The organism is Dactylosporangium sp. CA-152071 (assembly GCF_050936335.1).
Classification (GTDB): Bacteria; Actinomycetota; Actinomycetes; order Mycobacteriales; family Micromonosporaceae; genus Dactylosporangium; species Dactylosporangium maewongense.
The window spans coordinates 3,272,260-3,295,834 of sequence record NZ_JBNJMZ010000001.1; the positions used below are offsets into that span (position 1 = coordinate 3,272,260).

The 23,575-nt window shown below is 72.2% G+C and carries 22 protein-coding genes and 2 pseudogenes; 6 read left to right on the plus strand and 18 right to left on the minus strand.

The window, feature by feature from the left end:
• Window positions 1–14: 14 nt before the first annotated feature.
• The gene (locus tag ACQEVZ_RS14555; protein WP_354893152.1) at window positions 15–734 is read right to left on the minus strand and encodes a histidine phosphatase family protein; all 720 of its coding nucleotides are present in this window, start codon (window positions 732–734) and stop codon (window positions 15–17) included.
• Window positions 735–816: 82 nt separating this feature from the next.
• On the opposite strand from ACQEVZ_RS14555, the gene ACQEVZ_RS14560 reads away from it, so the two are divergent.
• The 3 genes and pseudogenes from ACQEVZ_RS14560 (at window position 817) to ACQEVZ_RS14570 (ending at window position 4,053) form a co-directional block, all read left to right on the plus strand.
• On the plus strand, window positions 817–1,800 hold the full coding sequence (locus tag ACQEVZ_RS14560) for an NPCBM/NEW2 domain-containing protein (protein ID WP_433366465.1): 984 nt from the start codon (window positions 817–819) through the stop codon (window positions 1,798–1,800).
• 122 nt (window positions 1,801–1,922) lie between these two features.
• A complete protein-coding gene (locus tag ACQEVZ_RS14565) occupies window positions 1,923–2,717 on the plus strand; it encodes an alpha/beta fold hydrolase (protein ID WP_433366468.1) in 795 nt (264 codons plus the stop codon).
• 298 nt (window positions 2,718–3,015) lie between these two features.
• Window positions 3,016–4,053, plus strand: a pseudogene (locus ACQEVZ_RS14570) (IS630 family transposase).
• 1,062 nt (window positions 4,054–5,115) lie between these two features.
• Here ACQEVZ_RS14570 and ACQEVZ_RS14575 read toward each other — a convergent pair.
• On the minus strand, window positions 5,116–7,068 hold the full coding sequence (locus ACQEVZ_RS14575; protein ID WP_433366471.1) for a galactose-binding domain-containing protein: 1,953 nt from the start codon (window positions 7,066–7,068) through the stop codon (window positions 5,116–5,118).
• A 474-nt stretch (window positions 7,069–7,542) separates the two neighbouring features.
• Here ACQEVZ_RS14575 and ACQEVZ_RS14580 point away from each other — a divergent pair, with 474 nt between their 5' ends.
• Entirely contained in the window at window positions 7,543–9,039 is a 1,497-nt protein-coding gene (locus ACQEVZ_RS14580) for an FAD-dependent oxidoreductase (protein ID WP_433366474.1), read from the plus strand.
• Between the two features lie 35 nt (window positions 9,040–9,074).
• On the opposite strand, the gene ACQEVZ_RS14585 is transcribed toward ACQEVZ_RS14580, so the two are convergent.
• The 6 genes from ACQEVZ_RS14585 to ACQEVZ_RS14610 all read right to left on the minus strand — a co-directional run bounded on the left by ACQEVZ_RS14585 (window position 9,075) and on the right by ACQEVZ_RS14610 (window position 13,472).
• On the minus strand, window positions 9,075–9,542 hold the full coding sequence (locus ACQEVZ_RS14585; RefSeq protein ID WP_344502643.1) for a YfbM family protein: 468 nt from the start codon (window positions 9,540–9,542) through the stop codon (window positions 9,075–9,077).
• The gene (locus ACQEVZ_RS14590; RefSeq protein WP_344502644.1) at window positions 9,539–10,198 is read right to left on the minus strand and encodes a tetratricopeptide repeat protein; all 660 of its coding nucleotides are present in this window, start codon (window positions 10,196–10,198) and stop codon (window positions 9,539–9,541) included. The genes ACQEVZ_RS14585 and ACQEVZ_RS14590 overlap by 4 nt, the downstream gene beginning before the upstream one ends.
• A gap of 38 nt (window positions 10,199–10,236) precedes the next feature.
• The gene (locus ACQEVZ_RS14595; protein WP_433366479.1) at window positions 10,237–11,367 is read right to left on the minus strand and encodes a hypothetical protein; all 1,131 of its coding nucleotides are present in this window, start codon (window positions 11,365–11,367) and stop codon (window positions 10,237–10,239) included.
• Window positions 11,364–11,711: a PadR family transcriptional regulator gene (locus ACQEVZ_RS14600; protein WP_344502646.1), complete on the minus strand. Its 348-nt coding sequence runs from the start codon at window positions 11,709–11,711 to the stop codon at window positions 11,364–11,366. Before ACQEVZ_RS14600 ends, ACQEVZ_RS14595 begins: the two co-directional genes overlap by 4 nt.
• Window positions 11,712–11,996: 285 nt before the next feature.
• Window positions 11,997–12,665: a C40 family peptidase gene (locus tag ACQEVZ_RS14605; RefSeq protein ID WP_433366483.1), complete on the minus strand. Its 669-nt coding sequence runs from the start codon at window positions 12,663–12,665 to the stop codon at window positions 11,997–11,999.
• Between the two features lie 387 nt (window positions 12,666–13,052).
• Window positions 13,053–13,472 carry a cupin domain-containing protein gene (locus tag ACQEVZ_RS14610; RefSeq protein WP_433366486.1) on the minus strand — a complete coding sequence of 140 codons (420 nt, stop codon included), beginning with the start codon at window positions 13,470–13,472 and terminating at the stop codon, window positions 13,053–13,055.
• A 124-nt stretch (window positions 13,473–13,596) separates the two neighbouring features.
• On the opposite strand from ACQEVZ_RS14610, the gene ACQEVZ_RS14615 reads away from it, so the two are divergent.
• A complete protein-coding gene (locus ACQEVZ_RS14615; RefSeq protein WP_354893130.1) occupies window positions 13,597–14,394 on the plus strand; it encodes a hypothetical protein in 798 nt (265 codons plus the stop codon).
• 512 nt (window positions 14,395–14,906) lie between these two features.
• Here ACQEVZ_RS14615 and ACQEVZ_RS14620 read toward each other — a convergent pair.
• The 4 genes from ACQEVZ_RS14620 to ACQEVZ_RS14635 form a co-directional block, all read right to left on the minus strand.
• Window positions 14,907–15,473, minus strand: coding sequence for a TetR/AcrR family transcriptional regulator (locus tag ACQEVZ_RS14620; RefSeq protein ID WP_433366489.1), 567 nt, complete (start codon window positions 15,471–15,473; stop codon window positions 14,907–14,909).
• Between the two features lie 233 nt (window positions 15,474–15,706).
• Window positions 15,707–16,510, minus strand: a complete 804-nt coding sequence (locus tag ACQEVZ_RS14625) for an alpha/beta fold hydrolase (RefSeq protein WP_433366492.1) — start codon at window positions 16,508–16,510, stop codon at window positions 15,707–15,709.
• A 46-nt stretch (window positions 16,511–16,556) separates the two neighbouring features.
• Window positions 16,557–17,612: a sugar ABC transporter substrate-binding protein gene (locus ACQEVZ_RS14630; protein ID WP_433366495.1), complete on the minus strand. Its 1,056-nt coding sequence runs from the start codon at window positions 17,610–17,612 to the stop codon at window positions 16,557–16,559.
• 8 nt (window positions 17,613–17,620) lie between these two features.
• On the minus strand, window positions 17,621–18,262 hold the full coding sequence (locus tag ACQEVZ_RS14635) for a methyl-accepting chemotaxis protein (protein WP_433366498.1): 642 nt from the start codon (window positions 18,260–18,262) through the stop codon (window positions 17,621–17,623).
• A gap of 9 nt (window positions 18,263–18,271) precedes the next feature.
• Between ACQEVZ_RS14635 and ACQEVZ_RS14640 the strand changes: the two genes are divergently transcribed.
• Window positions 18,272–18,580 carry a hypothetical protein gene (locus ACQEVZ_RS14640; protein WP_433366501.1) on the plus strand — a complete coding sequence of 103 codons (309 nt, stop codon included), beginning with the start codon at window positions 18,272–18,274 and terminating at the stop codon, window positions 18,578–18,580.
• On the opposite strand, the pseudogene ACQEVZ_RS14645 reads toward ACQEVZ_RS14640, so the two are convergent.
• From ACQEVZ_RS14645 to ACQEVZ_RS14670, 6 genes and pseudogenes are all read right to left on the minus strand, one after another.
• Window positions 18,490–19,290 (minus strand): annotated as a pseudogene (locus tag ACQEVZ_RS14645) (MCP four helix bundle domain-containing protein); the annotation flags it as partial. The gene ACQEVZ_RS14640 and the pseudogene ACQEVZ_RS14645 sit on opposite strands and share 91 nt — an antisense overlap.
• Window positions 19,291–19,293: 3 nt before the next feature.
• Window positions 19,294–19,965, minus strand: a complete 672-nt coding sequence (locus tag ACQEVZ_RS14650; RefSeq protein ID WP_344502654.1) for a FadR/GntR family transcriptional regulator — start codon at window positions 19,963–19,965, stop codon at window positions 19,294–19,296.
• Window positions 19,956–20,855 carry an amidohydrolase family protein gene (locus ACQEVZ_RS14655; protein WP_433366504.1) on the minus strand — a complete coding sequence of 300 codons (900 nt, stop codon included), beginning with the start codon at window positions 20,853–20,855 and terminating at the stop codon, window positions 19,956–19,958. The genes ACQEVZ_RS14650 and ACQEVZ_RS14655 overlap by 10 nt, the downstream gene beginning before the upstream one ends.
• Window positions 20,852–21,778, minus strand: a complete 927-nt coding sequence (locus ACQEVZ_RS14660) for an aldo/keto reductase (protein ID WP_433366507.1) — start codon at window positions 21,776–21,778, stop codon at window positions 20,852–20,854. The genes ACQEVZ_RS14655 and ACQEVZ_RS14660 overlap by 4 nt, the downstream gene beginning before the upstream one ends.
• Complete coding sequence (locus tag ACQEVZ_RS14665) at window positions 21,775–22,530, minus strand: SDR family NAD(P)-dependent oxidoreductase (RefSeq protein ID WP_433366509.1); 756 nt, start codon at window positions 22,528–22,530, stop codon at window positions 21,775–21,777. The genes ACQEVZ_RS14660 and ACQEVZ_RS14665 overlap by 4 nt, the downstream gene beginning before the upstream one ends.
• Window positions 22,531–22,606: 76 nt before the next feature.
• Window positions 22,607–23,500, minus strand: coding sequence for a serine/threonine-protein kinase (locus ACQEVZ_RS14670; RefSeq protein WP_433366512.1), 894 nt, complete (start codon window positions 23,498–23,500; stop codon window positions 22,607–22,609).
• Window positions 23,501–23,575 lie beyond the last annotated feature (75 nt).

Genomic DNA, 23,575 nt, shown 5'->3' on the forward strand with positions numbered 1-23,575 from the left:
AGGTGGTGCGCGGCTCAGCCGTCGGCGTTCTCCCGCCGTGTCGCCGGGGTGCCGTCGCGGTCCAGGTGCTCCACGGCGTTGAACCGTTCGGGCCGCAGCCGCTCGCCGTCGGAGCGCCAGCTGCTGATCGAGCAGTTGCCGAGCGTGCTGTCCCGGGCGAGCCGCATCAGGGTCGCCTCGTCGAGTCCTTCGACGAGGTACCGCACGAGCATGACGATCGCCTCGTGGCCGAACAGGACGACCCGGCCGCCCGGGTGCGCGGTCCGCACGTCGCCGAGCAGCGACCGCAGCCGCAGCAGCACGTCGGCCCAGGACTCGCCGCCCGGCGGGCGGTAGTAGAACTTGCCGAGCCGGCGGCGCCTGGCGGCCTCCACCGGCAGCCGCGCCTCGACGCCGCGGGTGGTGAGCAGGTCGAGGACGCCGAGCTCGCGGTCGCGGAGCCGCTCGTCGAGCACGGCCGGGACGTCCATCCCGGCCAGCGCCAGCTCGGCGGTCTGCCTCGTCCGCAGGTACGGCGAGACGACCGCCACCTGGGGACGCTCGTGCACGGGCAGGCCGGCGAGCCACCGCCCGACGGCCTGCGCCTGCTCGCGGCCGAGCTCGGACAGTGGGACGTCGGCGTCACGTTCCGGGATGGCGATCTCCTCGAGTCCACCCGCCTCGGCCTGCTCCGCAAGCACGTTGCCGGTCGACTGGCCGTGCCGGACGACACCGAGCCACTGAAGATCCACCATGTCGCCCCTTTGCCCGCCTGGATTCCTTTCACACAAGGACTCTGACAAGATCGGAGCTTCGATCCATGGGAGTTGCGCAACGATGCTCGCGAATGCGGTGTTCACGGTCGGTGTGGTCCTGGTCGTGGCGGGTGTCGTCGGCTGGATCGTCGCGGGGATCCTCAACCGGGGCGGTTCCCGGGGCGCCGTCCCGCAGCCGGGCGAGATCTGGTGGGCCACCGTCCCGTACCGCGACGGCGAGGGCGAGAAGCGCCGCCCCGCGCTCGTGCTGGCGGGCGACGGCCGGTCGTACACCATCCTGAAGATCACCAGTCAGGACAAGAGCCACCGGCATGACCACATCGAGATCCCCACCCGCACGTGGGACCGGCGAGCCACGTACAACAGCTTCCTGGACCTCTCCGCGCCGTTTCAGCTCAACCGTCTGGACTTCGCCAACCGGGCCGGCGTCGTCGACCCGGCGACGTGGCAGCGGGTCGCGCAGCAGCACCGGGTCGGGATGCCGCTGCCGGCCGGTCGGAGCACGCCCTCACCGGCCATCCGGGTGCTGAGCACCCTCGCGTTCGTGGCCGGCCTGTTCGCCATCTGCGCCGGCACGGTCGCGCCGTGGGTGAACGGGTTCCGCGACGAGATGGCGACGGCGGCGAGGGGCGACATGCCGCTGCACGACGCCGGCCGGACCGCCTCCGACCAGGGCTCCTCGGGCCGCGCCTACGACAGCACTCTCAACGGCGTCCGCTTCGCCGATTCGACCGGCTTCTGGGTCGGCTGCGAGGGCAAGCCGTCGGCGGTGACGTTCGCGCTGGACGGCAAGTTCAAGCGCTTCACCGGTACCGCCGGACTCGACGCCATCACACCGAAGGACGTCGTCGTCAAGCTGGTCGTCGAGGTCGACGGCAAGGACGCGGCGACGGTGTCCGTGAGCCGGACGGCCTCCGCACCGCTCGACGTCGACGTCACCGCCGCCCGCACACTGACCCTGTCCGCACTGCGCACGAAGGGCACCTGCGGCAACGCCACCCGCCCGTACGGCGCCGTCGGCGACGCGCTGCTGCACCAGTCCTGACCTCCGGCACCCGTCCTCACCTGCGCTGCGGCGTCGACGAGCGAGCCGGCCACGTGTCTGGGTCCGAGCGCCTTCTCGTCGTCCACGCCGAAATTGTCGTACCTCTCGGGCACGATGCTGGCATGCACCTCGTCACGCACGGCGCCGGCACCCCGGTGCTCGCCCTGCACGGCTGGACCGTCGACCACCGCATCATGTCCGGCTGTCTGGAGCCCCTCTTCACCCGCCGCCCCGGCTACCGGCGCCTCTACCCCGACCTGCCCGGCATGGGCCGCACCCCCGCCGGCACCGCCACCACCACCGACGACATCCTCGCCGCCGTCCTGACCCTCGTCGGCACCGTCCTGGGCGCCGCGCCGTTCCTCCTCGTCGGCGAGTCCTTCGGCGGCTACCTGGCCCGCGCCGTCGCCCGCACCCTGCCCGACCAGGTCCTCGGCCTGGCCCTCCTCTGCCCCGTCGGCCAGACCCTGGACCGCGACCTTCGGGTCCGCCCGCCGCACCAGGTGCTGCGCTCCACCCCAGGCCTCCTCGACGACCTCGACCCCGCCACCCGGGCCGCCTACACCGACGGGGCTGTCGTCCAGACTCCGCAGACGCTGCACCGCTTCCACGACGAGATCGCGCCCGCCATCCAGCTCACCGACCACGCGGCGATCGCCCGCTTCGAGCAGCACTGGCACCTGACCGACGGACCGGAGGGCCCGGCACCGTTCGGACGCCCGACACTGATCCTGTGCGGCCGCCAGGACTCGTCCGTCGGCTACGCCGACCAGTACGCACTGCTCCCCCACTACCCGCGCGCCACGTTCGCCGTCCTCGACGTCGCCGGCCACAACCTCCAGATCGACCAGCCCACCCTGTTCGAAGCCCTGATGGACGAGTGGCTCGACCGCTGCACCGCCGAGCCGCCCATGTGACCACACTCCACACCCCGCTGACCGACCCGTCGAATCGACGCACCCCGGCCACACCCCACCCCGCAATCCACCGATGCGCGCCCACCACCTTCGGCCGGAGATGGTGTTGCGGACGCTGCTCCCGCGGCGGCCGGCGGCGGTGCGCGACCACGTGCTGCGACAGGCCAGCGGCGCTAAGCGCGTTGCCTGAAGTTATGTCCGTAACTCGCCCAAGTTGATCGATGCGGGCATGGGAGGGCCTCGCCGCGTTTGGATTTGGTTACCACACAAGTCCGACCACGACGAGGCCTCGACCAGTATGCGTCCGGCGCACGTGTACGCCAACCTGTCCGACGAGCAGCACACCGAGCTCGTCACCGCCCTGCACCAGCAGTGGCGCGTCGCCGCCCGCGCGGTGATGGTCCTGCTGTCCGCCGGTGGCATGTCCGCCGCCGAAATCGCCGACGTGCTGCACTTCCACCCGCGAACCGTCCGCCGGTGGATCGCCCGGCACGACCTGCACGGCCTGCCCGGACTCCCGGACCTGCCCCGCAGCGGCCGGCCCCACCTCGGCAGCCACGGCATCGGCGACCGCATCCGGCGCCTGCTCAACACCCCGAAAGCCTGGACCACCATCCGGATCTGGCGAGCCCTCGGACGGCCACCGATCAGCCTGCGCACCATGTACCGCCGCATCCGTGAACAGGCTCGCTGGTGCCGACCGAGACTCATCGCCAAAAGCGCCCCCGACCACGACCAGATCTGCGCCGCCATCCGCGGCCAGATCACCGCCCTGCCCGCCGGGTCCGTCGTCCTCGCCGAGGACGAAACCCATCTCGACCTCCTCGCCCGTGTCCGGGCCTGCTGGATGCCTCGCGGCGTCCGCCACCAGGTGATGACCCCCGGCACCAACATCCGCCGCACCATCCACGGCGCGGTCAACCTGGCCACCGGCGCCTTCCACCACCATGTGTCGGTCAAGAACGTCTCGGTCGTCTTCTGCTACTTCCTGCAGCAGCTGCTCACCGCCTCCAACGCCCCAACCGTCGCCGTGATCTGCGACAACGGAACCACCCACCACAGCGGCATCACCAAAGCCTGGCTCGCCGAACACCCCCGGCTCCTGCTCATCGAAGGCGCCCGCTACAGCCCATAGGACAACCCCGTCGAACGGATCTGGGCCGCCATGAAACACCACATCGCCAATACCGCCCCGGCCACCATGGCCGACCGGGTCCGGCAAGCCCACGCGTTCTTCCGCAACCGCACGAACGATCAGAACCTCACCACCGCCGCACCCTGGACCTCACCATGGCTCCCCGAGGGTTACGGACAGAACTTCAGGCAAGCCGCTTAGGATGCCCAGCCGTGCCACCCTGCCCCGACGGATGGCGCCAGCGATGCTGCCAGCAGGCACCACCTCCAGCAACGGCTGACTGCTGGCGGCGGGCAGCCCTCAGGAGGACCGGCGGCGCCGACGGTCCACATCGACGGCGCGGCCGGCGAGCACTGCCACCGGTAGCGCCTGACTGCTGACGGCGGCGCCACAGGAGGGCCAGCGGCGACAACGACCCATGTCCGCAGTGCGACCAGCAGGCGCTACCTCGAACAGCGGCTGGTGTGGCGGCTGACTGCTGGCGGCGGGCAGCCTCAGGAGAATGGCGGCGCCGATGGTCCACATCGACGGCGCGGCCGGCCGGCACTGCCATGGGTAGCGGCTGACGGCGGGCGCGGGCACAGGAGGACCGGCGGCACCAACGGGCACGTCGGCGGAGCGGCCAACGGGTTCTGCCCCGGTAGCGGCTGGCGGGGTCAGGATGACCAACCGTGCCAGCGGGCGCCGGTAATTGGCGTCGGCGGTGCGGTCAGCGGTTGCTGCCTCCAACAGCGGCAGGCGGCAAGCGACTCCCGAGAACCGGCGGCGTCGACAACCCACGTCAGCAGCGCGGCCTCCTGGTGCCGTTTCAGCAATGGCTGGCGGCAGTCGGCCCAAGCGAGCCGGCGGCGCCGACGATCCGCGCCGGCAGTGCGCGACGAGGCCGTCCAATGCCGTGACCAGTTGGAGGCATGAGCTCAGCCCGGGCACACCGCCACCGTGGAGCACCACGGGCGCCGCGGGATTCTCATGATCCGGAAGACTTTGTGCTGCTATGACGACACAAACTCTTCCGGATCATGGGGAAGGGAGGAGGGCGGGCACCGGATGCGGCGCGTATGCGCCGCTTGGTCTGCCTCGCGCCATAGCGCGGGCAGTGCGTCGCGGAGCGGCGCATTGGGGCTGCGGGTGAGAATCCCCGCCGGGCCCCGCCGCGGCAGCGGTGGGGGGAATTACAGCGTTACAGCGGGCGGGTGGCGGCCGGACGCCTGGTCGCCACCCGCCCTGGGCCCTGACCGTCGGCGTCGGTCAGGGGGGTCGGGGTCAGCCTGTGTAGACGCGGAACTCCGAGATCTGGCCGGCGGGCCAGCCGGTGTTGGCGGTGAAGTTCAGGCGCAGGTAGCGGACGCTGGTGGTGTTGGGCAGGGTGATGGTGACGGTGTTGCCGGTCGACTGGTTGAACGTGTAGGTGGCGGAGCCGACGATCGTCGTGCCGGTGGCGCCGTCGGTGACGGACAGCGTCTGGTTGCGGGTGCCCCAGTTCGACGGCAGCGTGAGCACGACGCGGCGGGCGGCGGTGGCGGCGCCGAGGTCGACCTGGAGCCACTGCGGCCAGGCGTTGTTGGCGCTCTCCCAGTAGGTGCCGGTGTTGCCGTCGACGGCGTTGCCGCTGCCGTACACCTGGGTGTGGCTGCTCTCCGACGTGGGGCGGCCCTGGGCCAGGTTGGTGTTCGTGTTCGGCGGCGGCGCGGTGGTGACGGTGACGGCGTTGGAGGCGCCGGACGTGTTGCCGGCCGCGTCGTAGGCGGCGACGGTGAAGGTGTACGAGGTCGACGCGGTCAGGCCGGTGGCGGTGAAGGCGAGCGTGCCGGTGGTGCCGATCGCGGTCGAGCCGGAGCCGTTGACGCGGGACACGCGGTAGCCGGCGACGCCGACGTTGTCGGTGGAGGCGTTCCAGGCGAGCGCGACGGTGGTGTCGGTGCTGCCGGTGACGCGCAGGTTGCCGGGGATGCTCGGCGCGGTCTGGTCCGGGCCGGTCGGGAACGGCACCGTGAAGCGGGTCGCGGTCAGGGCGACCTGGCCCTTCAGCATCCGGCCGCCGTCGTTGGTGAGGCGCAGGTAGTAGTCCGACGAGCAGGGGGTGCCGTCCTCGTCGAGGGCGCGCATCCCGGAGTTCGTCGGCTGCCACGCGGCGCTCTCGGCGGTCTTCGCGATCTGGTTGCCCTCGTTGAACTCGTCGAACATGGAGATGTAGACGCTCGGTACGCCGGCGCGGGTGTGGTTGTAGAACTGGCGCCACATCAGCTCGCCGTGGCGGCGGTGGCCGGCGGCGAGGTCGCCGGGGATGACGCACGGCTGGTAGTCGATGCCGCGGGCGTTGAGGTCGGCGAGGTCGGGAAGGACGCGGTTGGTGTAGAACCAGTCGGCGCCGTTGTTGTCGCTGATCCGGCCGACCATCCACGGCGAGATCATGTTGAACGCGTGGTACACGTCGATGAACCCGGCGCGGGAGTCGTCGGTGCCGAGGCGCCAGTGGGTCGGGACGCCGCCGATCACGTAGCAGCCCTGGCCCTTGAACCAGTTGATGACGTCGAGGCACTGCGCGGGCGTGAACGGGCGGCCGTCGTCGTTGAAGCCGAAGCCCCAGATGCACACGACGGGCTTGCCGTTCTGGCGGGCGTAGGCGGAGGAGGCGGTGTACGCCGACATCTTCGTCGTCCAGTCGGTCTTGATCTCCGACTGCATGGTCAGCCACCAGGTGACGTCGTACATGATGTAGAACTTGCGGCCGGTCGCCTCCGCGGCGGAGCGGACCTTCGCCGCCATCGCGTCACGGGTCGGTCCTTCGCCACCGAACGGGTTGAAGCGCTGCAACGCCGCGACGTCGCAGCCGTTCTGCTGCATCCAGCGGAAGTGGGTGTCCACGGTCTGCTGGTCGTAGGAGGAGAAGAGGTTGGCCGGCTGGCCGTTGCCCAGGTTGGCGAAGTTGCTGCGGTACCCGCGGGTGAAGTCGCGCATGTCGGGCCAGCAGGTGATCGAGCAGGCGCCGGGGGCGGGCGGCTGCGACCAGTTGGGGCTGTAGTGCCACCAGCCGTTGATCGGGGCGCCGTCGCCCGGGGCGGCGAACCAGCCCTGGTAGCCGACGGTGACCTTGCCGACGACGTCGCCGGGCGGGCTCGCGGCCTCGGCCGGTTGGGTTGCGGCCGCGATCGGCAGGGCGGTGGCGGCCGTCCCGGCGAGCGCGGTGGTGATGACGGAGCGGCGGGAAACTCCCATGTGGACTCCTCGGGTGTGCCCGTCGCGGCGTCCGGGGTCCCGCGGGGCACGGTCGGCGGCGCCGGCCCGATGGCGGTCGGGCCCGCGAACGGCACCGCGGCCCGTGCCGCGAATGGTGCTGCGGCTGGCGCTCCGGGCTCGCGTTGCGGCTGGTGCTGACGACGGTGCGGCGGGACGGCTGACTGGCGACGGGGCGGGCGGGGGCTTGTATCGGCGGTGCAGCGGGCAGGCGGACCCGCGGACCGGCACTGAGCAGCCCACGCGGTGTCACGGCGCGGTTGGCGGTGCTGCCGATGTCGGCTTCTGGGCTGGAATCCTGCCAGCAACCCGCAGCTTCACGCAATACTTCGATGCGATCCCCGCAAGATTTCGACGACCATAGTGCGATCCAAGGGGGTCTCTTGACACGATCGTAAATGTCCAGCTCAGAGACACATTGAGAAGGTTCTTCGCCTGTTGGGTAAGATCTTCGATGTGGCAGCCACAGCAGCGCAGCGCTTCGCGGAGATCAACACGCCGCACCCGCCGGCCGAGACGAAGATCCTCATGCGGCGGGCGGTCGTCCTCGGCGGCAGCATGGCCGGCCTGATGGCCGCCCGGGTCCTCGCCGACCACGCCGACGAGGTCGTCATCGTCGAGCGCGACGACACCGACGTCAACGCCGGCCCGCGCCCGGGTGTGCCGCAGGGCAGCCAGGTCCACGCGCTGCTGCCCGCGGGACAGGTGCAGCTCGACCGCTGGTGGCCGGACTTCACCGAGCGCGCGATCGCGGCCGGCGCCCCCGACGAGGGCCGCACCGACGCGAAGATCTTCATCAACGACGAGCTGCGCGTGACCACCGAGCCGCCGCCGGAGAAGCCGATCCTCATCACCACCCGCCCGTTCCTGGAGGCCCAGGTCCGCCGCCGGGTCCTGGAGAACCCGAAGGTCCGGATGGTGTACGGGCGGGCCGACGGCCTGCTGTTCGCCCCCGGTGAGGGTGGCGGCGTGGTCGGGGCCCGCTACGTCCCGGCGGCGACGGGCACCCCGGCCACCGGAGCCGACGACGGCGGGCGGCAGGGCGCCGCCGGTACCGACGCCGCAAACGCAGACGGAGGACAGGACGCGGCCGTCGAGCTCGCCGCCGACCTGGTCGTCGATGCGATGGGTCGGGCGAGCTCGCTCAACGACTGGCTCGAGGCGCACGGCTGGCCCCGCGCACCGATGCAACGCATGCCGATCAAGCTCAACTATGCGTCGGCCCTGTTCGAGCGCGACCCCGCGGTCAGCGACACGTGGATCGCGATCTCGCAGACCACGCCGGCGAAGGACCGGGTCGCCCGCATCGGCGGCATCAACTCCGTCGAGGGCGACCGCTGGATCATGCTGGTCGCCGGCTACGACGCGGACCGGCCCAGCCGCGACGTCGAGGAGTTCGCGAAGCGCTGCCGGCAGTACTTCCCGACGATGTTCGGCGACATCGCCGAGCGCGGGAAGATGATCGGCAACGTCATCACGTATCACCAGGCCGACAGCCGCCGGCGCGACTTCGACCAGGTCGACCGACTGCCGACGGGGATCATCGCGGCGGGTGACGCGGTCGCGTCGTTCAACCCCGTGTACGGCCAGGGTATGACGTCCGCGACGCTGCACGCGTCGTGCCTTTCGGAGTGGCTGCGCACCGGGCCCGACCTCGCCACCGAGCCGGCCCGCGGCTACTTCGAGCGGGTCCGCGTGGTGGTCGACGCGGCCTGGCAGGTGTCGACGTTCGCCGATCTCGGGCTGCCGCACATCACCAGCGGCCAGCCGCGCGGCTACAAGGTCATCAAGTGGGCCAGCGAGGTCATCCTCAAGGCGTCCATGACGGACTCCGTCACGAGCCAGAAGCTCAACCGGGTGACCACGATGCTGGACCACCCGAACGCGCTCGCCAGCCCGGGGCTGCTGCTGCGGGCGCTGCGGCTGAAGTGGTTCGGCGGCGCCCGCGCCTGACCTCGGGGCGTCAGCTCAGCCAGAGCTCCGGAGCGTCAGCTCATCCAGATGACGACGCTGTCGCCGTCGGCCGCGGCGGCGTGGAAGAACGCGACCAGGGTCTCGTAGGACGACCGCAGGTAGTCCAGGGACCCCGGCTCGTGCCAGATCATCGGGTACACGTCGTCGGCGGTCAGCGCCGCCGGCTCGTAGTGCGCGGCGAGGTCGGCGAACGGGGTGACGTCGAGGAACCCGGCGGCGGTCGCGACCTCCTCGGGGGTGAGCACCCGCGGCGAGTCGTAGCCCCACTGCTCGTCGGTGATCGGCACGCCGCCGCTGATCACGTCGACGGGCGCGTCGATCTGGGCGAGCAGGAACTCCAGCCCGCCCCACGCTTTGTCGACGTCGACGTGCGGCCGGTCGGTGATCTGGTCGTTCGCGGCGAAATGATCGGTGCGCAGCAGGACGCGCAGGTCGGCCAGGTCGCCGTCGCGCAGCCGCGCGTACTGCGTGATCATGCTCATGAGGCGCGATCGTAGCCGAGCGCCCGGCGGGCCTCACCGACCTGGCGTGCGACGGCGGCGGCGCCGTGCTCCGCGGCGAGCCGCTCCGCCCGCTCCAGCAAAGACGGCACCTCGTCGTGCCGCCGCGCCGCCGCCTCCAGCTGCGCCAGGGTCAGCAGGCTCGCCGCGACGCCCGCGTGGTGACCGGCCCGTTCCCGCAGCCGCACCGCGTCGAGCAGGTGCTCGCGTGCCTCGTCGAGCCGTCCCGCCAGGTGCGCGGAGATGCCGAGGTGATGCAGTACCGACGACAGGGTGAGCGTGTCGTCCTCGGCCTTCGCGAGGACTCTCGCCCGTTGCAGCGCGGGGACCGCCGCGTCGTCGTCCTGGCGGACCACCTGATGGAAACACCCGATCCAGAACAGCGCCTCACCCTCGCCGCGCGCGTCGCCGAGCTGCTGGTAGAGCTGCGCCGCGCGGGAGAACAGCGGCAGCTCCGCCGGGTCCTCGACCCTGTCCCGCAGGAACCGGGCGTGCACGACCCTTCCGCGGGCCAGGGCGAGGTCCGCCTCGACCGCGTCGAGCTCGCGGTCGGCGGTGGGCAGCGCGTCGTGGTCGTCGCCGAGGACGCTCCGCTCGTACAGCTCCCGGGCCCTCGCCAGGCGGTGCTCCGCGCTCATCCGGCAAGCATAGGACCCGGTGGATCAGATCCGGCTCGTCAGATCCGGGCCAGCCGACGGGCCCGCACATGGCCGATCGCGAGCAGCGCCACGGTGATCGCGGCGAGGACGCCGATCGTGGGCCCGAGCCGCCACGTCAACGTGTCGGCCGCCCAGTAGGTGTCCAGTGGCGCCGGGAGGTGTACCGAGTTGTCGAGGATCACGACGAAGGTCAGGACCGCGACGGCGATCGGCAGGCGCGGGTCCGCCACGACGCCGACGGTGATCGCGGCCAGCAGCGCGACCGGGTAGAAGAGGCCGTACGCCGGGGAGTAGTAGGAACCGGTGAGCAGGACGTAGCCCAGCCACATCAGCAGGCCCACCGGCGCGGCGACCAGCCAGACCGCGGAGATCCTGCGCCGCTCGGGGCCCCGGTCGGCGATGCTGAGGCCGACGAGGACGACGAACGCGGTGAGCAGCAGGTGCGAGACGCCGTCGGACGCGAACGGCACGGCGGTCCACAGGCCCGTGAGCACGGTCGCGGTGACCGTCCGGCCCGCGAGCAGCGCGAGGATGGCGCCGGCGCCCAACGCGGCCGTGAGGACCCCCCAGACGACCATGGTCGACAAGTAGACGTCGAGGCGGATGTCGTGCAGGAAGTAGAGCAGCGCGAGGAGCGACTGCGCCTGCAGGACCAGGGCGCCGATGCGCAGCCCCTCGGACCAGACCGCGCCGGCGGTGCGGTGGCGCCGCAGGCCGAACCGCTCCTTCGTGCCCTGCACCAGGATGCTCGCCGCCTCGCGCGGGCTCGGCGTCCGGCGGCCGGGCTCGGCGGCGTCGAGCAGGGTGCCGAGCATCTCCTCGCCGCGCCCGGTCCGCCACGCCTTGGGGTACGCCCGCAGCAGCGCCTCGTAGCGGCGGGCGAGGACGGCCTCGGGGCCGGTGCTCGTGCCTGCGCTCGTGCCGGCCTGGCTGTCGGCGCTCACGCCGGGCTCGCCGCCCCCGTGGCGGCGTGCGCTCATGTCGGCCTCGCCGGCGGGTGTGGGTGTGCGGGCCTCGTCGGCGGGTGTGGGCGTGTCCGCCTCGTCGTGGGCGGGTGTGGGCATGCCGGGCTCGCCGCCCCCGTGGCGGCGTGCGCTCGTGCCGGTCTCGCCTGTGCCGGGCTCGTCGTGGTGGTGCGGGGTGCTCATGCGGGGCTCACCGCCGTGTTGATGGCGCGGCGCCGGGCCGTTGCGTTGGTGACGACCTTCGCGGCGGCCGCGAGCCGGGCCGCCTCTTCCTGCAGGGCGGCGCCGCCGTCGGCGGTGAGCGCGTAGTAGCGCCGGGCCCGCCCGTTGACGATCTCCTCGCTGACCACCTCGACCAGGCCTGCCTCGGCGAGCCGGTCCAGCACTGCATACAGCGAGCCGGCGGCGAGGCGGACCGACCCGTCCGACAGTGCCTCGACCCGCTTGATGATGACGTATCCGTGCAGCGACCCGTCCAACAACGCGGCGAGCACGAAGTAGCTCGGCGATCGCAGTTGTATAGTCATGTGAGAAGACTATCCGCGTCACATGTCCATCGCAAGCGACTCATCCACGCAACTCACTGTCAGGGACTCGCTCGCAGTCGCCACCACCGCCGCCCGCCGATACAACCGGTGAACCCGATGCCGGGCAGTTCCGGGTGTTGGGCAATGCGGCGGGCGGCGGGGCGGAGTTTCATCGGGCGCGCCGGCGTTCATGGTTCGGTGCGGCGCGGCAGCTGCACTGCGGCGCGGCATCCTCGCTCAGGCGCGGCAGGCTTCGCTGCCGTGTGACGGCGGCCCTCGCAGGGCTCAGCCGATGATGCGGCGCCCGGCGTAGAACGCGTAGACCTTGGCGATCCGGACGTGGTCGCCGGGGTGCGGTGCATGGATCATCATGCCGTCACCCAGATAGATGCCGACGTGGCCCGAGCTGGGAAACACCAGGTCTCCGGGCTGCAGTTGGGCCCGGGACACCGACCGTCCGCGGCCGATCAGGCCGCCGGTCTGGTGCGGAAGTTTGATGCCGGCCCGGGCATAGCTGGCCACGACCAGCCCCGAGCAGTCGAACGAGTTCGGCCCGGCCGCGGCCCACACGTACGGCTTGCCGAGCTGCGCTCGGGCGTACGCCAGAACGGCGCTCACCGACCCGGCGACGACCGGCGTCTGCACCTGCGGCACCGCGGGCTTCTTGGGCTTCTGCTTGGGTTGCGCCTGGTTGGTGGCCTTGACCTTCGGGGCCTTCACCACGGCTTGGACCGCCTGTGCGGTCTGGATGACCGGCCGGACCGGCGGGTTGCGCCGCTCGAAGAACCGGTCCGCGCGCAGCACCGGTGTGCGTGCGGCGAGCTGTTGCGGGATCTCGGCGGCGGCGGTCGGTTGACGACTGGCGGCGGCCGAGGTGGGTGCGGGCAGGACGACGGCGGACAGGACTATTGAAACCGCGACGAGGCGGAGAACTGAGGACAGAACGTGCTCCAACGCTAGGTCCAGGACTCAGCTGTGCATCCTGTGGCCGCCAGCGCGACCCGCCCTGCGACTGAGGCAAGGGCTTTCCAGGAACCTGGACGAGACCGAACTGTTGTCAACACCCGGAATGAACCGCGGTGTAGTTCGGAACCTATGGCGTCGAAACGAGATCATCGACCGCTCATCATCGATCTCACACGCGATGTCACCCCGCCCTCCGGCGCGTCGGAGCGGTACCGACGACAGCAATGGCAGGCGATTGGACCATCGAGGTCCGTGACGTCGTGGACACTCCAGGGATGCGAAAAGCGCGCGCCACCACCGGAAGCGGCCGGCCGTCAGCCCGCTTCGTCAGTGGTCAGCCCGTCTCGCTGGCGGTCAATCCGGTCTCGTCGGCGGTCAGCCCGTCTCGTCGGCGAACAGGCTGGGGAGGTTGACGACGATGCCTTCCTGGCTGCTGCGGGCGATGACGACGACCGCCTCTTCCGCGCCCGGGTTCTCCTCGCGGTGCGGCACGAACGGCGGCACGAAGACGTAGTCGCCCGGCTCGGTCTCGATCCTGACCTCCCGGCCGCCTTCGGCGAACACGAAGACCGGATGGCCGGACACGACGTAGATGGCGGTCTCGGCCTCGCCGTGGTGGTGGTCGCCGGAGCTGGTGGCGGGGGCGACGTGGGTCTGCCCCATCCAGACCTTCTCGGAGCCGACGGTCTTGCCGGAGACCGCCTCCAGGCGGGTCATGCCGGTGGTCTGCCGGGTGTCGCCGCTGAGCTCCCTGCCCTTGATGTGCCGCAGCGGTGCGTGCCAGCGATCCTCCATCCTCGAACCCTACCAACAGCTTCAATATGTTCATTACGCTCATCTTTGAGTCCTTTAGTCCGTTTTGTCGTTAAGGTCACCAGTGGCTGGGCACGAGGCCCGGCCGGACGGGAGCGACGAAAGCATGAACCGCAGGAGTCTGCTGCTGGGGGCGGGCGCGGTCGGCCTCACGGCCGCCGTCGGCGGCGCCGCGATCGCGGTGGCGGCGCCGGAGGACACCGAGGCGGGACGGCGGCCGCAGCCGCTGCTCACCTGGGAGCTGACCGGCGGGTTCGTCCCCGCCGGCTGGACCGCGCTGCGCCCCGCGCGCCTCGCCGCCTACGAGGACGGCACGCTCATCGCCGACGCCACCCGCCGGCTGAAGATCAGCCAGGGCACGCTGCGCTCACTGCGCAACCACGCCCTGCTGGTCCTGCGCGACCCCGCGAACTCCCGCCGCCGCCCCGGCGCCCCGATGATCGCCGACGTGCCGTCGACGGTCTTCACCGTCCGTGGCAACGGCCGGCGCTTCCGTGCCCAGTACGAGGGGCTCGAGGAGACCCGGTCGGACAGGGCGTACCCGCAGGCGTCGTACTCACTGCTGGACCACCTGGCCCAGTTGCGCGACCGCACCCTGCGGACGGGTTCGTCCTACCACCCCGACGCGGTGCGGCTCATCGCCGTCAAGCTCGACCCGGCCCAGCAGCCGTCGACCCCACCGCCGTCGACCCGCCCGTCCCCCGTGGCCCAGTGGCCCGCGGACGTGCCGCTGCCCCGCCTGGGCAAGGACGAGTTCGTCGCCCAGCTCGACCTCCGCGGCCGCCAGGCCCGCGCCCTCCTGCGCGCCCTGCCCCACCCCGACCCGTCGAGCTGGCCGGTCCTCGCCACCCCGGACGGCACCCGCTTCCAGGTCAACCACCGCTTCCTGCTCCCCCACGAGTGAGCACGAGCCGCCGGTTTGGGCGGCAAGGGAACGCAGCGTAAAGTGGTGGTGACGCCATCGAAGATCAATTAGGTTGGCGTTGGTACGGTGCTTAGGTAAGCAGGCGCCGCACCCGCCGGAGTCGTGTGATGGGGTCGCGAGTCGTCGCTCTGCCCGCCCCACCCAAGGGCGACGAGTCCGGCCGGTCCGCCGCCGGCCCGCACTCAGGCCCGCGCCCGGGAAGCCAGGCGCCGGCCACAGCGGGCAGACGGGGCCACGGAGTTACGCGCTGGGGTTAGTGTCAGGCTACGGAGCAGAGTTCACCGTGCGGCTGCCGTACGGGGCCCTGCGACGCTGCCGCGCGGGGCTCTGCGACGCGGAGTTCACTGTGCGGCTGCCGCGTGGGGCCCTGCCGCGCGGAGTTCACCGGCGGCGCGGAGTTCACTGTGCGGCTGCCGCGTGGGGCCCTGCCGCGCGGAGTTCACCGTGCAGCTGCCGTGTACGGCTGCCGCGTGGGGCTCTCAGGGCGGGGCTCAGTGCGGGGCTGCGGCGGTGACGCCGTGGACGACGGTGGCGATCAGGCGGTCGAGGGTGGCGTCGACGGACTGGGGCAGGCCGAAGCCGCCGGAGGTGTGCAGGACCGCGAAGCCGTGCATGGCGGCGCGGGCGATCCGCGTGGCGTGGACGAGCTCGTCGTCGGCGAGGCCGCAGCCGCGCAGCACGGCGAAGCACACCTCGACGAACCTGTCCGCGGCGGCCGTGACCGCCGGGTCGGGGTCAGGGGCCTGCGGCAGCAGCGCGTAGCGGTGCGGGTGGGTCATCGCGTAGCGGTGGTAGGCGCGCATGAGGGCTTCGAGGGCGGTGTCGCCGCTGAGGCCGAGCACGGCGGTGGTGGCGGCGGCGGTGAACTCGTCCAGGAGGCGCACCGCGAGGAGGTTGCGCAGGTCGGTGAGGCTGCCGACGTGCTTGTACAGCGACGGCGTGGCCACCCCAGTCCGAGCCGCGACCGCCGCGAGGGTCAGCGCCGCCGGGCCCTCGGCGTCCACGAGGGCCAGTGCGGCGTCGACGACCGCGTCCCGGCTCAGGCCCGCCCTAGGCATGGGCCGCGTCCACGAGGGCCAGCGCGGCGTCGACGACCGCGTCCCGCCCCAGTTTCACCCAGACATGGAGCGCATCCCGGCTCAGATCGGCCCTAGGCACGTCCCAGCTCAGACCGGCCCCGGGCACCTCCCGGCTCAGGCCCGACCTAGCCATATCCCGGATCAGACCAACCCTGGGCACGTCCCGGATCAGACCTAGCCTAGGCATGAGCCGCGGCCGGCTCAGGGCTGGCCTAGGCATGGGTGGCGGGCTGGTTGAGGAACGCGAGGACGGCCGACGCGATCTCGGCGGGGAACTCCGAGTGCGGGTAGTGGCCGGCGCCGTCGATCATCGTGACGGTGGCGCCGATGCGGGAGGCGACCAGAGCGGCCTCGGCGGCGGGGTCGGGGAAGTCGGGGTCCTTGGTGCCCATGAGCACCAGGGCGGCCGTGCGGACCTCGCCCATGCGGGCCTCGCACACGGACACGTCGGCGGCGAACATCGCCCGCAATGCTGCCATACGGCCGGGCTCGGCGAGGCTCGCGGAGAGGGCGGCGCGCTCCGCCTTGTGGTTCGCGGGTTTGCGGGTCTTGAACAGGCTCGACCAGTACAGCATCCACAGTGGACGGAAGCGGCCGACGGCGGCGATCGCCAGGCGCATCACGGGGTTCGGCGCGGGCATGACCCTGGCGAACGGGGCGCAGAGCACGATCGCGCGGAAGAGCGAAGGAGCCTCGGCGGCGGCCCAGACCGCGCTGGCGCCGGTGTAGGAGTTGGTGAGCAGCACGGCCGGGCCGGCGTCGAGGTGGCGCAGGAGCGCGACGGCGTCGCGGGCGATCGCCTCCGGTGAGTAGTCGGACCAGACGGCGTCGGAGGAGCCCGCGCCGCGCAGGTCCATCGTGACGACGCGGTGGCCGGCGTCGACGAACAGCGGCCGGATCAGCTCGTACGTCATCCGCGTGACGCCCATCCCGGGCAGGCACAGCAGGAGCGGCCCGTCGTTGCCGCTGTCGTCGTACCCGATGCGGCCACCCTCAACAGCGAAGCTAAGTTCCATAGCTTTAAAGCTAATGCCATTAGCCAACAAACACAAGACCCGGGGCTCAGGCGATCCCCGCCGCCTTGCACGCCTCCGCGTAGGCGCCCGCGCACAGCGCCGGAGGCGTGACGAAGCCGTCCTTCACCACCGTGGACGAGATCGTGTCCCTGGTGACGGCCACCGGGTCGAGCAGGATCGACGGGACCTGGCCGGCGCCGTTGTCGACGCTCGCCGGCGCGGCCGGCCGCTTGCCGCGCACCAGGTCGTTCGCGAGGGCCGCCGCGGTCTCGGCCTCGGTGCGGATCGCCTTGTAGACGGTCATGTACTGGTCGCCGACGAGGATCCGCTGCAGCGCCGCCGTCTCCGCGTCCTGCCCGGTCACCGGCACCTGCGGTAAGCCGAAAGCCTTCATCGCGGCGATCGCGGCGCCCGCGGTGCCGTCGTTGGCGGCGTACACGCCGACGATCGTGCCGCCCCGGAGGGTCGGCAGGGTGCGGGCCGTCCACGCCTTCGCGTTGTCGGGGTTCCACTCGGCGGTGTCGGACTCAGCGGCGACGCGGACCTTGCCGTCGAGACCGGCGTGGGTACCCTGCTTGAACAGGGTGGCGTTGTTGTCGGTGGGTGAGCCGTCGATCCACAGGATCTCCCCCGCCGCCGCCTTCGGGCCGAGGGCCTGCAGCAGCGCCGCTGCCTGCAGCGCGCCGACCTTCGCGTTGTCGAAGGAGATGTAGTAGTCGACCGCGGTCTTGAGCACCAGGCGGTCGTACGAGATGACCGGCACGCCCTTCGCGGTCGCCGCTGAGACGATCTGGCCGGCGGCGACGCTGTCGACGGGGGTGAGCACGAGGACCTTGGCGCCCTTGGCGAGCGCGTCCTGGGCCTGCTGCAGCTGGGTCGCGGCGTCCTGCTCGGCGTTGCGGTAGTCGACCTCGCAGGCCGGGCACAGCTCCGACAGCTTCTGCGCGAAGTAGGGCTGGTCGCCCGCCTCGTACCGGCTGGCCTTGCGCTCCGGCAGCAGCAGTGCCACCCGCGCGGAGAAACCCTCGTCGCCGGTCTTGAGCGCCTCGGTGCAGCCGGACAGCACCGACAGCGAGAGCAGCAGCGCAACAAGGCGTCGCATACGCATCCTCAGTACTTGAAGCGCGACACGAGGCCGCGCATGTCGGAGGCCATCCGGGCCAGCTGGTCGACGGCCTCGCCGGTGCTGGTGACGCCCTCGTTGGTGGACCTGGTGGCGTCGGCGACGCCGGAGATGTTGGTGGCGATGTCGACGGACCCGCCGGCGGCCTCGTCGACGCTGTGGCCCATGGTGCGGGCGGTGACCGCCTGCTCCTCGACGGCGGCGGCGATCGAGTGCTGGTACTCGCTCATCTGCGCGATGACCTCGCCGATCTGGCTGATCGCGTTGACGGCGTCCTCGGTGTCGAGCTGGATCGCCTGGACGCGTTTGCCGATGTCGTCGGTGGCCCGTGCGGTCTCGCGGGCGAGGTCCTTGACCTCCTGGGCGACGACGGCGAAGCCCTTGCCGAAGTCGCCGGCGCGGGCCGCCTCGATCGTCGCGTTGAGCGCGAGGAGGTTCGTCTGCCCGGCGATCGACGTGATGACCTTGATGACCTCGCCGATCTCGCCGGAGGAGGCGCCGAGCTTGCCGATGGTCTCGTTGGTCGTGGCGGCGATCGAGACGGCGGTGGCGGTGACGGTCGCGGCGTGCGCGGTGCTGCGGGAGATCTCCTCGATCGCGGTGCCCATCTCCATGGCGCCGTTGGCCACGGCGGCGACGTGCTCGCTGACCCGCCGGCGGCGCGGGCGACGAGTGAGGCGCGGGAGTTGGCGTCGGTGGCGCTGGTGTCGATCTGCCGGCTGATCGCGGTGAGCTCCTCTGCGGCCGCGGACAGCGTCGCGGAGTTGTCGCCGAGGCTGCTGACCGCCTCGCGGGTGCTGGCGGTCGCGGCGTTCAACGCGCGGGCCATGTCGCCGACCTCGTCGCGCTGCGGGATGTCGGCCTCGGCGGTCAGGTCGCCGGCGGCGACGGCGGTCAGCACGGCGTGGACGCGGCGGATCGGCCGGACGATGAGCCCGGTCAGGTAGCGGCTGAGCAGCATCGCCGCGGCGAGCCCGGCGAGCAGCGCGACGATCATGGCGATCCGCGCCCGGTTGTAGGCGTCGGCGGCGTGGCCGGCGCCGGACCGGCCGCTGGCCTGCTCGTAGGCGAGCAGGTCGGTGAGGGCCGCCATCGCGTTCGCGGAGACGGTGGCGCCGTCGCCGAGGTAAGCGGCCTGGAAGCCAGGGATGTCACCGGCGGCGACGAGCGGCAGCAGCCGGTGGTCGCGGATGTTGCGGAACGCGCCCCACCAGATCTCGAAGCGGGCGAGCAGGTGCCGCTGCCTCGTCGTCGCGACCGTCGACCGGTACGCGGCGAGCTCCTTGTCGACGGCGGCGTCGGAGGCGGCGATGCCGTCCTGGAACGCCTTGCTGGCCACGGGCCCGTTGGACAGTGCGAGGTTCGCGACGTCGCCCTGGACCTTCATCGCCGACTGGCTCATCGCCGCGAGGTGCGACGAGGGCACGAGGTTGTTCCGGTACAGGTCGCCGGCCCTGGCGTTGACCTCGCCGAGGCTGCTGACCCCGACGCCGAGGACGACGGCCCCGACGCCGCAGCACACCAGCACCAGGAGTTTCCTGGCCACCGGCTGGTCGGCCAGCCACCGCCGTTTCGAACGCCGCGACTCTGCACGCTCCACGGATTCACCGATCGGCGGTGATACGTCCGACCTGAGCGAAACGACGGCCCGCGGCACGGTTCACAGCGCGCGGCGCAGCCACTCCTCCACGCCCGCGACGTGGATCGTCGCCCAGGAGCGGGCGAGCTCCGGCTGGCGGGCGCCGATCGCGTCGACGATCGCCTGGTGCTGCTCGCGGGTCCGTTCGGCGGCGCCCTCCTGGGTGAGGCCGCGCCAGATCCTGGCCCTGGTCGTGGGGCCGGACAGCCCGTCGATGAGGGAGCACAGCACGGCGTTGCCGGAGCCGGCCGCGATCTGCCGGTGAAACTCCAGGTCGTTGGCGACGAGCGCCTCGATCGTCGGGTCGTCGCCGAGCTGGTCGAGCACCGTCTGCAGCTTCGCGACGTCGGCGGGGGTCATCCGCTCGGTGGCGAGGGCGGTCGCGGCGGGCTCCAGGATCCGGCGCACCTCGAGGAACTGCAGGACGGTGTCGTCGCGGTGGAAGTCGACGACGAAGCTCAGCGCGTCGAGGAGCAGGTCCGGGGCGAGGCTGGTGACGTAGGTGCCGTCGCCCTGCCGGACGTCCAGGACGCGGATCATCGACAGCGCCTTGACCGCCTCGCGCAGCGAGTTGCGGGACAGGCCGAGCCGCTCGGCGAGGTCGGCCTCCTTCGGCAGCCGGTCGCCGGGGCCGAGCTCACCGGAGGTGATCATGCCCTTGATCTTGTCGATCGCCTCGTCGGTCAGTGCCATGTTTCCCTCATGGATTCCTCCGGGGCGACTGTATCGCCCGCCGTGCCGGTGTCCAGCCGGTAGACCGCGGTGGCGGTCCCGGCGAAGATTGCCGCGCGACCCGCGTCGTCCGTGTCCAGCAGCACGTCGCGCAGCAGGTCCCGCATGGTGTCGAGGACGCGTCGGTACGAGGCTGCGAGCAGGCAGACGGGCCAGTCCGACCCGAACATGAGCCGTGCGGGTCCGAACAGTTCGACGGCGGCCCGCACGTACGGGGCCAGGTCCGCCGCGGTCCAGGTGGCCCGGTCGGCCTCGGTGACCAGCCCTGACAGCTTCGCCGTGACGTTCGGGCACCCGGCCAGGAGCGCCAGGTCGCGCCGCCACGGGTCGAGCCCGCCGGAGCTGATCGCGGGCTTCCCGAGGTGGTCCAGGACGAACCGGACGTCGGGCAGGTCCCGGGCGAGGCGGGCCGCCTCCGCGAGCTGGTCGTGCCGGACGACCAGGTCGAAGGCGAGGCCGGCGGCACCGATCGCCAGCAGCCCGTCGCGGACGTCCGGCCGGTCCAGGTAGCCGGCCGGCTCGGCCTGCACCTGTGCGCGCAACCCCACCAGGTGCTGCGCGCCCGGCAGCTCCCGGTACCGCGACAGGGGCAGGTCCACGGGGTCGGCCCAGGCGACCACGCCGGCGATCGACGGCGTGTCGAGGGCGTGCCTGAGCAGCACCGCGGCCTCATCGGCGGCGCAGCGGCCGCCCTCGACGAGGACGGTGTGCGACACCCCCGCCGCGGCCAGCTCGGCCTCCAGGTCCGCGGGGGTGAACGTGCGGCGGATCGGGGCGAGCGAGGGGTCGTCGAGCCAGGTGTACCCGCCGTCCAGGTCCCACAGGTGGTGGTGCGCGTCGATGACCGTCACAGCAGCCCGGCCTCCCGCAGCGCCGGCCACAGCGACGCGGGCGGCGGGGTGCCGGCGAGCGCGGCGTTGCGGCGCACCTGCTCCGGGGAGTCGGCGCCGACGACGACGGCGGTGACGGCCGGGTCCGTGGCGGCGAAGGCGAGCGCCGCCGCCGGCAGCGTCGTGCCGTGCCGGTCGCAGGCGGCGGCGAGCTCGCGGGCCTTCGCGACGAGCGCGGCGGGTGCGGTGGCGTACTCGTAGGGCAGGTCGGCGCGCGGGTCGGGCAGCGCCAGGAGCCCGCTGTTGAACACGCCCGCGTTGTACACCTGGACCCCCGCCGCCTTGCACGCCGGCAGCAGCCGCTCCTCGGCGGTCTGGTCGAGCATCGTGTGGCGGCCGGCGACGAGGACGACGTCGGGGGTGCACTCGACGACGACGCGGGTCAGCACCGCGGCGTCCTTCGACCCGGCGCCGATGGCGCCGACGACGCCTTCCGCGCGCAGTTCGGCGAGGGCCGGGAAGCCGGTGCGCAGCGCGACCTCCGGATGCTGCTCGGGGTCGTGCAGCAGCGCCACGTCGATCCGGTCGAGGCCGAGCCGGGCCAGGCTGGCCTCCAGGGAGCGGCGGATCCCGTCGCGGCTGAAGTCCCAGACCCGCCGGTGGGTGGCGGGCACCACGAACCCTTCGGTGTCCATGCCGCCGGCGTAGGACGGGTCGCCGACGAGGAGCCTGCCGACCTTGGTGCTGACGGTGTACTGGTCGCGGGGCCGCCCCCGCAGTGCCTCGCCGAGCCGCCGCTCCGACAGGCCGAGCCCGTAGTGCGGCGCGGTGTCGAAGAGCCGCACCCCGGCGTCCCAGGCGGCGTCGACGGTCGCGTGCGCCCGCTCGTCGTCGATCTCGTGGTACAGGTTGCCCAGCTGGGCGCAGCCGAGCCCGAGCTTCACGCCGGGGGTCGCAGTCGCAGGCCGTGCATGCCGCCGTCGACGGACAGCACGGTGCCGGTGGTCGCCCCGGCGAGGGGGCTGGCGAGGTAGGCGATGGCGTGCGCGACCTCCTCGGCGCTGACCAGGCGGCCGGTCGGCTGGCGGGCCTTGAGCGCCGCGAGCTCCGCGGCGGGGTCCGCGGCCTGGTCGAGGAGCCGGCGCACCCAGGGCGTGTCGGCGGTGCCGGGGTTGACGCAGCAGACCCGGATGCCTTCGCGCACGTGGTCGGCGGCCATCGCCGCGGTCAGCGCCTGCACGGCGCCCTTGCTGGCGCTGTAGAGGGCCCGGTCGGGCAGGCCGGCGTGGGCGGCGATCGAGCAGGTGTTGACGATCGCGGGGTGCGCGGAGCGGCGCAGGTGCGGCAGCGCGGCCCGGCTCACCCGGACCAGGCCGACGACGTTGACGTCGAGGACCCGGTGCCACTCGTCGTCGGGGTTGCTCTCCACGGTGCCGATGGCCCCGATGCCCGCGTTGTTGACCAGGATGTCGATGCCGCCGAGCCGTTCGGCGGCGGCGGCGATGCCGGCCCGCACGGTGGCGTCGTCGGACACGTCGGCGGTGATGCCGATCAGCGGCTCGGGCAGCTCGCCGGGCCGCAGGTCGAGGCAGGCGACGCGGGCGCCGCGCTCGGCCAGGTGCAGCGCCGTGGCGAGCCCGATCCCGGACGCGCCCCCGGTGACGACGGCGGCGAGCCCGTCGAATTCTCCTCGCACAAGACCCCCAAATACATCGGAGGTTTGATGTGTATCAGGCGCAAGCCACGAAACACAAGGGCTGGCCTTTCGAGATTCATCCGATGACATCGGTCGCGAGCGTCGGGGCGTCCAGCGCGTGGGGCAGCGGGCGCGGCCGGTGCGTCAGGACCGGCGGGACGTGGACCGACACGTCGACGGCGGCGGCCAGGATCAGGGCGAGGGCGACCGCCGTCGGCCGGCACTCGGGGACCTTCGACAGGCATGACGTGCACAGCTCGGCGATCTCCGGGGGCATGCCCGGGATCGGCGGCAGCACCTCCGGCGGGGTGAACCGGTGGGCGCGCAGGACCTGCTCGTCGGTGCTGGCCGGCCACGGGATGCGGCCGGTCAGGCACTGGTAGAGCAGGACACCGAGGGCGTAGACGTCGGTGGCGGGGCTGGCGGGCCCGGTGTCGAGGCGCTCCGGGGCCAGGTACGCGGGGGTGCCGAACACGATCCGCTCCGACGGGTGGCCGACGGGGGCGGCGACCCCGAAGTCGAGGATCTTCGCGCCCGCGGGGGTCAGCACGACGTTCGCCGGCTTCACGTCGCGATGGACGATGCCGTGGCCGTGCGCGGCGGCGAGGCCCGCGCCGACCTCGGCGCAGACCCTGACCGCGACCTGCCAGTCGAGGGGGCCGGCGCGCATCGCGTCGACGAGCAGCGGGCCCTCGACGAGCTCCATCACCAGGTACGCGGTGCCCCGGCCGCCGCGGCGGGACGTGCCGAAGTCGTAGACGGCCACCACGTTGGGGTGGGCGAAGCGGGCGCCGGAGCGGGCCTCGTTGCGGGCGCGGTCGAACGCCTCGGGGTCGGCGGCGTGCTCGGGGGTGAGCAGCTTGACCGCGACGTCCCGGTCGAGGACGCCGTCGTGCGCCCGCCAGACACTTGCCATGCCGCCCTCGCCGAGTTTCGCGCCGAGGTGGTACCGCCCGCTCAAGCACCGCATGTGTATTCCATGCCCGCTTCACCGCGGAACCACACGGCAACGACCTGGGCAACCGCGCCGCAACCACCCGCGGGT

Excerpts from the sequence above, each read along its gene's own strand:
- ACQEVZ_RS14555 (WP_354893152.1), bottom strand. The coding sequence starts at position 734 with ATGGTGGATCTTCAGTGGCTCGGTGTCGTCCGGCACGGCCAGTCGACC.
- ACQEVZ_RS14560 (WP_433366465.1), top strand. The coding sequence starts at position 817 with ATGCTCGCGAATGCGGTGTTCACGGTCGGTGTGGTCCTGGTCGTGGCG.
- ACQEVZ_RS14565 (WP_433366468.1), top strand. The coding sequence starts at position 1,923 with ATGCACCTCGTCACGCACGGCGCCGGCACCCCGGTGCTCGCCCTGCAC.
- ACQEVZ_RS14575 (WP_433366471.1), bottom strand. The coding sequence starts at position 7,068 with ATGGGAGTTTCCCGCCGCTCCGTCATCACCACCGCGCTCGCCGGGACG.
- ACQEVZ_RS14585 (WP_344502643.1), bottom strand. The coding sequence starts at position 9,542 with ATGAGCATGATCACGCAGTACGCGCGGCTGCGCGACGGCGACCTGGCC.
- ACQEVZ_RS14590 (WP_344502644.1), bottom strand. The coding sequence starts at position 10,198 with ATGAGCGCGGAGCACCGCCTGGCGAGGGCCCGGGAGCTGTACGAGCGG.
- ACQEVZ_RS14595 (WP_433366479.1), bottom strand. The coding sequence starts at position 11,367 with ATGAGCACCCCGCACCACCACGACGAGCCCGGCACAGGCGAGACCGGC.
- ACQEVZ_RS14600 (WP_344502646.1), bottom strand. The coding sequence starts at position 11,711 with ATGACTATACAACTGCGATCGCCGAGCTACTTCGTGCTCGCCGCGTTG.
- ACQEVZ_RS14610 (WP_433366486.1), bottom strand. The coding sequence starts at position 13,472 with ATGGAGGATCGCTGGCACGCACCGCTGCGGCACATCAAGGGCAGGGAG.
- ACQEVZ_RS14615 (WP_354893130.1), top strand. The coding sequence starts at position 13,597 with ATGAACCGCAGGAGTCTGCTGCTGGGGGCGGGCGCGGTCGGCCTCACG.
- ACQEVZ_RS14620 (WP_433366489.1), bottom strand. The coding sequence starts at position 15,473 with ATGCCTAGGGCGGGCCTGAGCCGGGACGCGGTCGTCGACGCCGCACTG.
- ACQEVZ_RS14625 (WP_433366492.1), bottom strand. The coding sequence starts at position 16,510 with ATGGAACTTAGCTTCGCTGTTGAGGGTGGCCGCATCGGGTACGACGAC.
- ACQEVZ_RS14630 (WP_433366495.1), bottom strand. The coding sequence starts at position 17,612 with ATGCGACGCCTTGTTGCGCTGCTGCTCTCGCTGTCGGTGCTGTCCGGC.
- ACQEVZ_RS14650 (WP_344502654.1), bottom strand. The coding sequence starts at position 19,965 with ATGGCACTGACCGACGAGGCGATCGACAAGATCAAGGGCATGATCACC.
- ACQEVZ_RS14670 (WP_433366512.1), bottom strand. The coding sequence starts at position 23,500 with ATGCGGTGCTTGAGCGGGCGGTACCACCTCGGCGCGAAACTCGGCGAG.